The organism is Mycobacterium sp. NPDC003449, assembly GCF_053588415.1.
Window position 1 is genome coordinate 1 of the sequence record NZ_JBSFPX010000284.1, and the last position, 6499, is coordinate 6499.

Annotated in this window: 10 protein-coding genes; 1 reads left to right on the plus strand and 9 read right to left on the minus strand. The window is 63.3% G+C overall.

Translation table 11 applies throughout. The annotated features are described in order from the left end of the window. On the minus strand, positions 1 to 217 hold a 217-nt coding region (locus tag ACWDTP_RS36445), incomplete at its 3' end, for a thymidylate synthase (RefSeq protein WP_450028079.1). A gap of 41 nt (positions 218 to 258) precedes the next feature. Here ACWDTP_RS36445 and ACWDTP_RS36450 point away from each other — a divergent pair. Beyond that, a complete protein-coding gene (locus ACWDTP_RS36450) occupies positions 259 to 996 on the plus strand; it encodes a dienelactone hydrolase family protein (protein WP_450028080.1) in 738 nt (245 codons plus the stop codon). A 5-nt stretch (positions 997 to 1001) separates the two neighbouring features. On the opposite strand, the gene ACWDTP_RS36455 is transcribed toward ACWDTP_RS36450, so the two are convergent. From ACWDTP_RS36455 to ACWDTP_RS36490, 8 genes are all read right to left on the minus strand, one after another. Next, entirely contained in the window at positions 1002 to 1454 is a 453-nt protein-coding gene (locus ACWDTP_RS36455; protein WP_450028081.1) for a hypothetical protein, read from the minus strand. Positions 1455 to 1463: 9 nt separating this feature from the next. Next, the gene (locus ACWDTP_RS36460) at positions 1464 to 1919 is read right to left on the minus strand and encodes a flavodoxin family protein (protein WP_450028082.1); all 456 of its coding nucleotides are present in this window, start codon (positions 1917 to 1919) and stop codon (positions 1464 to 1466) included. Next, positions 1916 to 2380, minus strand: coding sequence for a hypothetical protein (locus ACWDTP_RS36465; RefSeq protein WP_450028083.1), 465 nt, complete (start codon positions 2378 to 2380; stop codon positions 1916 to 1918). The genes ACWDTP_RS36460 and ACWDTP_RS36465 overlap by 4 nt, the downstream gene beginning before the upstream one ends. Then, positions 2377 to 3114, minus strand: a complete 738-nt coding sequence (gene dapB / locus ACWDTP_RS36470; protein ID WP_450028084.1) for a 4-hydroxy-tetrahydrodipicolinate reductase — start codon at positions 3112 to 3114, stop codon at positions 2377 to 2379. Before dapB ends, ACWDTP_RS36465 begins: the two co-directional genes overlap by 4 nt. Before the next feature lie 137 nt (positions 3115 to 3251). Next, positions 3252 to 3761 (minus strand): hypothetical protein, encoded by a 510-nt coding sequence (locus ACWDTP_RS36475; RefSeq protein WP_450028086.1) that lies wholly within the window; start codon positions 3759 to 3761, stop codon positions 3252 to 3254. Between the two features lie 243 nt (positions 3762 to 4004). Further along, a complete protein-coding gene (locus ACWDTP_RS36480; protein WP_450028087.1) occupies positions 4005 to 4373 on the minus strand; it encodes a DUF4333 domain-containing protein in 369 nt (122 codons plus the stop codon). Between the two features lie 287 nt (positions 4374 to 4660). Continuing rightward, complete coding sequence (locus ACWDTP_RS36485; protein WP_450028088.1) at positions 4661 to 5137, minus strand: hypothetical protein; 477 nt, start codon at positions 5135 to 5137, stop codon at positions 4661 to 4663. 10 nt (positions 5138 to 5147) lie between these two features. Next, on the minus strand, positions 5148 to 6218 hold the full coding sequence (locus ACWDTP_RS36490; protein WP_450028089.1) for a hypothetical protein: 1071 nt from the start codon (positions 6216 to 6218) through the stop codon (positions 5148 to 5150). Positions 6219 to 6499 lie beyond the last annotated feature (281 nt).

The following is a 6499-nucleotide window of genomic DNA, read 5'->3' on the forward strand; positions in this document are numbered from 1 at the left end:
GCACATTGGAATCGCCGCGCAGGAACCACAGCAGTTCGTAGATCACCGACTTGGTGTGCACCTTCTTGGTGGTGATCAGCGGAAAGCCGGCCGCCAGGTCGTAGCGCATCTGATGACCGAACAGGCTCCGGGTACCGGTGCCGGTTCGATCGGATTTCGGGGTGCCACGCTCGGCCACCAGGCGCAGCAAATCCTCGTAGGGCGTCGCGATCGGCACCCGCTCAGCTTACGTGCCGATGGCGGAGTAGAACGGATGCCATGCCCACGATCAAGGACTCCATCACGACGCCCGACGGCACCTGTGCTGTCACCTTCACGACGCCCGACGGCAGCGGACCATGGCCCGGCGTCGTCATGTACCCCGATGCCGGCGGACCCCGTGCCACGTTCGACCAGATGGCGGCCCAACTCGCCGACGAGGGATACGCGGTGCTGGTGCCCGACATCTACTACCGCGACGCCGGCTGGGCACCGTTCGAGATGGCGACGGTCTTCAGTGACCAGGGCGAACGCCAGCGCCTGTTCGGGCTGATGCAGAAGGTCACCCCCGAGATCATGGCCTCCGACGCCACCGCGTTCTTCGACTATCTGCAGGGTCGTCCCGAGGTGGTCGACGGCAAGTTCGGCACCACGGGCTACTGCATGGGCGGTCGCACATCGCTCGTCGTGGCCGGCCGGGTGCCTGAGCGGGTCGGCGCGGCGATGTCATTCCACGGCGGTGGGCTGGCCTCCGACGATCCGGGCAGTCCGCATCTGCTGGCCGACAAGATCCAGGCCGCGGTCTACGTCGGCGGGGCGGCCAACGACGCCTCGTTCACCGACGAGCATGCCAAGACCCTCGACGAGGCGCTGACCGCCGCGGGCGTCGAACACACCATTGAGTCCTACGACGGCGAACACGGTTTCGCGGTACCCGACAACGCGCCGTACGATCCGGCGGCCGCCAAGCGGCACTGGGAGGCGATGGAGGCGTTCTTCGGGTCCCGCCTCGGCTGAACCCGCTACTGGTCGTCGCGGTGCAGGAACGTCCGGACCGCGCGCAGCGCGCCACGCCCGGCGTAGATACCGGCCGCCACCGAGACGATGATCATCGCGATGAACATCACCAGCCAGTTGGCGCGGCTGTGGCTGACGTTCCACCAGATGAAGGTGAACAGCAACGCACAGACGAAGACGACGATGTCGCGCCAGTTGCCGCCATAGGACATCGCCGCATCGCGTAGCTCGCGACTGCGGTTGCCCGCCGTGATCAGCTCGCCGATGCGTTCGTCGATGCTGGCCTTGAGCCGGGCCCGCAGCTCGACGTCCTCGGCGGGCAGCCGTTCCAGCAGGTCCATGTCCTTGGCGATGAGCCCGCGCACGTCCGGCGGTTTCAGATTGCCCGCGATCACGCCGAGCATGGCGCCTCCGGCGATCGGTGCGGCACCCAGTGCGAGTTCGGCGATCCCCGGCATGACTCTCCCTCACTCCATCAGCGTCGCGGCAAGTGTGCCGCCCAGTTCGTAGCCGCGGTCCCGCACCGCGGCGTCCACCGGCCCGGTGACCTCCAACGGGTCCGCCGCCTTCGTCAACGCGAGCCCGGTGAGGATGCGGTCCACCGCCTGAACCGCGCCGGTGGTGTCGTTGTTGCCGTGCACCCACAATCCATACGGCCGACCGGCCACGTGGTCAAGCACCGGGTAGTACACGGTGTCGAAGAAGTGTTTGAGCGCCCCGCTCATGTACCCGAAGTTGGCGGTGGTGCCGAACAGGTAGCCGTCGGCGTCGAGCATGTCGGGGATGGTGGCGGCCAGCGCCGGACGGACGACGACCTCGACCCCGGCGATCTCGGGATCCCGCGATCCGGCGAGCACCGCCTCGAGCAGCTCCCTGGTCGCCGGTGACGGCGTGTGGTGTACGACGAGCAGGGTGTGGGTCATCGTTGTTCCTGCATCCGCACCGCGGTGCGCATCGCGTCGCGGGCCCGGCTGCGGTCACCGGCGTAGTCGTAGGCGCGGGCCAGCCGATACCAGCGCACCCAGTTGTCGGGGTCGTCCTCCAATTCGCCTTTGACCGTCACGAACAGTGCGTCGGCGGCGTCGCGTTCGATCCGGCCCGATGCCCGCTGAGGCAAGGCGCTGACGTCGAGGTCCATGCCCTGTTCGCGGGCCAGGCGGGCCAGCCGTTGATGGGCCAGCCCGGCCCGCAGGGTCGACACCAGGACCCAGGCTCCGATCAGCGGGAATGCCAGCAGTGCCAGCCCGAGTCCGATCGCGGCCGGCTTGCCGGACGTGATGAACACCCACGCGGCCCGCCCCAGCATGACGAAGTACACGACCAGCGCCAGGCACATGAAGCCGATCAACAGCTGGATGCGCACGGACTGGGCGCCCTCGCTCACGACAGATCGAGCAGCGGTTCGATGCCGATGGTGAGCCCAGGGCGTTTGGCCACCTCCCGCACGCCCAGCAGCACACCGGGGACGAACGACGACCGGTCCAGGCTGTCGTGCCGGATCGTGAGGGTCTCCCCTTGCGTGCCGAACAGCACCTCCTGATGTGCCACCAGGCCGGCCAGCCGCACCGAATGCACCGGGATGCCGTCGACGTCGGCTCCGCGCGCACCGTCGATACCGGTGCTGGTCGCATCCGGGTTGGGTGGCAGCCCTTTTCGCGCTTCGGCGATCAGCTTGGCGGTGCGGGCCGCGGTGCCCGACGGGGCATCGGCCTTATGCGGGTGATGTAGTTCGATGACCTCGGCGGACTCGAAATACCGGGCGGCCTGTTTGGCGAAGTGCATCGACAGCACCGCACCGATGGCGAAGTTGGGCGCGATGAGCACCGCGACCTCGGGTTTGTTCTTGAGCCAGGCCTCCACTTGTTCGATGCGTTCCCAGGTGAAGCCGGTGGTGCCGACGACGGCGTGAATGCCGTTGTCGATCAGGAACTTCAGGTTGTCCATGACCACATCGGGGTGGGTGAAGTCGATGACCGCCTCGGTGCCGGACTCGGTGAGCAGGTCCAGCCGGTCGCCGGCGTCCACGCCCGCCGAGAATGTCAGATCGTCTGCCGCTTCGACCGCCTGCACCATGGTCGCGCCGACCTTGCCCTTGGCCCCGAGAACACCAACTCGCATGGCAGGGAGCCTACTGCCCCGGCGTTCGTCCGGCGGCAGTGGTCAATCCCGAAACCTTGACCTTCTGAGAAACAGACGTCTACCGGGCGGTTCACCGCACCTGGTTTTTGCCACGGTTTCGGTCGGGGCGACGGCGGTCAGGTGACGATGCTGATAACAAGCTGGACCAATCCGTAGATTGCGAACCCGACCGGGGTGGCCAGCACTGCGACGAGAGCCAGTTTGACCGACCACGGCTGGCGTTCTTTCAGGCCGAGTTGGCGCGCGACCAACCGGATCAAGTCCCTGCCCTCTTTCGAATTGAACCGGTAATTGGCAGCGGATTCAATACGACCACGCTCGGACAGCGCCCAGATTCTCTTCCGCGTGAACGCCGGAATCCGTCCGCTTTTCATCTCCCACGAGAATCCGAACCGAGGGACGCCGCCCACCCATTTCATGCGGACCTGGCGGTCGGTGATCGTGAAGTACGAGGGGTGCTCGACCACCCGCCAACGAAAGGTCGAAGTTAACCCTGCGTGGTTGAACAGCCCCCACCAGTGGGCGTTGCCGAGATCGAGTTGCACATCGAACCCTTTCTTGGTGTCGACCACCGCGTAAGGAGTGCCTTCGACTGCGGCCGCCACGGTGTCGCGGAAGAAGGTCACCGCGCCCGGCCCGCGCCATTACGAGCATGCCCGAGCAATTCGATCCTCTGAGGTTGGCGCCGACCACGCCGGGAGTGACCCAGCGGGCGGGCGGTGTACGTCCGCCAACGCATGAGCGCCACGGTAACGCTCTCACGAGGTCGGACCGAGGGTTGCTGCACTGTGGACGGCATCTTGGCTGACCCGTGGGTGCAGAGATTCACGCTGCTGTTCTCACCTGTGAAATCACTACTCTGGTCCTGTTTACCCCGCTGGTTTGTCGTCCACCTTGAAGTCGTACTTGATGTCCGAGTCGTCGACCGATGTCGTGGTAACCGTCACCCCAGCGCGTAGACCGTCCGCCGTCGCAAACGACGCAATACACCGCTCGGTTGCGCCAATCGTCCCCTCCAGTGGACCGTCACAGGAGACCGACTCGACCGGAGCGCCGGTTTTCTCAGTGATGGCCTTTTTCACGCCGCTTTCAAGTTCGGATTGCGGAATCTTCGGCGTTGCGCTCCCAGCAGTGCCGTCTCCGCCGACAGTTACCGAGCATCCAGTGACGCTCAGCGGTATGCCGATCACCAACGACGCTACGAACAGCGCCAGACGGGAAGCACCAGAAGAAGTCATCATTTCTCCGATCGGGTAGCGCTCTCAATGTCATTGGACTGTCTAAGCTCTCGATCCTAGCCACCGCGCCATGGGCAATCGCCGTGGGTGGACCGCCGCAAGTAACCCACGTCGGAGCAAATCTTGCTTTCTGGGTAGATGTAGCTGCTGGACGCCTGCAGCTAAACACAGTCGGACATTGTTCGAGCCGATGGAATCGTTCTCGCTGGATTCATTGGCGAGGAATGTCAAGCATTGGCATTTCGATAGCCCGAGTTCAGCGATTGAAATAATGCGCTCCCATATTCCTAACCCGTGACGACTCGCAGCGACTTCAAAAACTCGGCGAATTCTTGGCCGCAGGAGGCGTATTGCTCCTCGGGCGCACTGAAGGTAACCTCAAGAACCTGCGTTTTGCCTTCGACTGTCGGCATGCCGATTGTCATATGCGTGAGCTTGACCACAACACCGCTCACAAGAACGAACTGCATCTCCTGGCCGTACTGGGCAGGTGAATCCTTCGTTATATATCCCGATCTTGTGATCTCCAATCCGATTGTGCGGGCCCGCCTTCGTTCGGCATACACGCGTGCAAATTCCTCGAGATCAATCTCCGAAGAAGAGGGGAGATGCTTAGTGATGATGATAGCTGGAGCCTGGGCAGTATAGTGATCTGCGCCCCGAACGAATACAGCTGTTGCGTTGCCCGCATCATCCCCGACAGGGTTCACACCCAACCAGCCTGCGGGAACCTCTGCATCGAGGAAAATAGTGTGCGACGTCATTTAATGGAGCCTATTCCGCGAACCATTCTGAAAGCTTTCTGAGATTTTCGGCTACTTCCTTCGGATCGATAGTAATTTCGAATAATGCCGTGCCGCCGTAGCCCCAGGCACGGCCGTAGTGCCCTCCAATAGCGAACTTGCCGTCATCAGTTGTTCCGACGTGGAAGTCACTTGCTGCGCCAGCCCCTGCTATTTCCGTGATACCACCGGTAATGCCAAGGCCATGAGAATTGAATTCTATCTTTTGCGATGAGTGAAGCCCTGCTGCCAGATCCCCGCCAAGTTGGCCCCCCGAGGGGCCTGCAGTGCCAGCAAGGCTTCCCCTTGCACCGATCGCGCCGTCTGCATGGCCTTTCACTTCCACCGGGCCAAGATTCGTCTTGGCGTTGGTTTCGCCCTCTGCCAGGCTTGCGCGTCCCTGCGCAGAGCCTGTCACTCCGTCTTTACGTATTTCGTAGCCTGCTCCACCATGGGCACCGAGCACCTCCGCACGCCAGTCGTACTCGCCGCCCGACCCTTCAGCGCCGCCAACCTTCTCCCACACTGCGCCTCCGTGCTCACCGGTTTCACCTTTGGCAATCAGGGGACCTTTAGGTTTATTGACCCTGATGTCTTTACCCCATCCGCCGAGCTTGGTGTTCGGCGGCGGCTTTTCGTGACGACCATCCGGCGGCTTGAGGATGTCTTTGCTTTGCGGAGCTCCGCGCGATCCTTCTATCGACTTCTTCTGTTCGGGTACCGGAAGGCTAGGATGCGGTTCGCCGTCTTCGTTGCCTGGTTGGTCGTCTTCGGGGTTCAGCTTGATCTTGTGGTCCACCAGCCGGACGGTGCCATCGTGTCCGCCATCCTCGCCCTCAAATCTGATTCCCTCAAGCTCGACTGCCTTGTCTTGGAGGCGTTTACCAACGAGCTTGTCGGTTTGCGCCAGCTGCTGAGCTGCCCAGCGAATGTCCTCGGCATGCTCGACGGCAGCGGTGTGGCGAGAGGCAATCGTCGACACGTCGACCTGGCGGGTATCGCGGACCGACAAGTCCTCGTTGACCGCGAAGCCGTCACTTTCGGCTGCGGTGATAGCAGCCAACGCATCGTCTTTGGCAGCCTTGATGTCGCTGTCGCCGCTTTCCGCGATGTCGCGGCTTGCCCCTGTACCTCGCCGTGCCGGTCGACCACGACGCAGTCGGCCACTACCTGATTGAGGGCAGCATCTTTGGCATCACCCTCCCAGTGGGTGCCACCGGGAGCGGCGATATTTCGCCGATGCTCGTCAAAAGCCTGCACGGATTGCCTAGCTGACTCCCGCCAACGCCAGGCGGCGTGCAAGAGTCGAGGGTGTCAGATGGTTTGTGTGAGGGCTGTGCTCCC

Excerpts from the sequence above, each read along its gene's own strand:
- ACWDTP_RS36450 (WP_450028080.1), top strand. The coding sequence starts at position 259 with ATGCCCACGATCAAGGACTCCATCACGACGCCCGACGGCACCTGTGCT.
- ACWDTP_RS36455 (WP_450028081.1), bottom strand. The coding sequence starts at position 1,454 with ATGCCGGGGATCGCCGAACTCGCACTGGGTGCCGCACCGATCGCCGGA.
- ACWDTP_RS36460 (WP_450028082.1), bottom strand. The coding sequence starts at position 1,919 with ATGACCCACACCCTGCTCGTCGTACACCACACGCCGTCACCGGCGACC.
- dapB (WP_450028084.1), bottom strand. The coding sequence starts at position 3,114 with ATGCGAGTTGGTGTTCTCGGGGCCAAGGGCAAGGTCGGCGCGACCATG.
- ACWDTP_RS36480 (WP_450028087.1), bottom strand. The coding sequence starts at position 4,373 with ATGACTTCTTCTGGTGCTTCCCGTCTGGCGCTGTTCGTAGCGTCGTTG.
- ACWDTP_RS36485 (WP_450028088.1), bottom strand. The coding sequence starts at position 5,137 with ATGACGTCGCACACTATTTTCCTCGATGCAGAGGTTCCCGCAGGCTGG.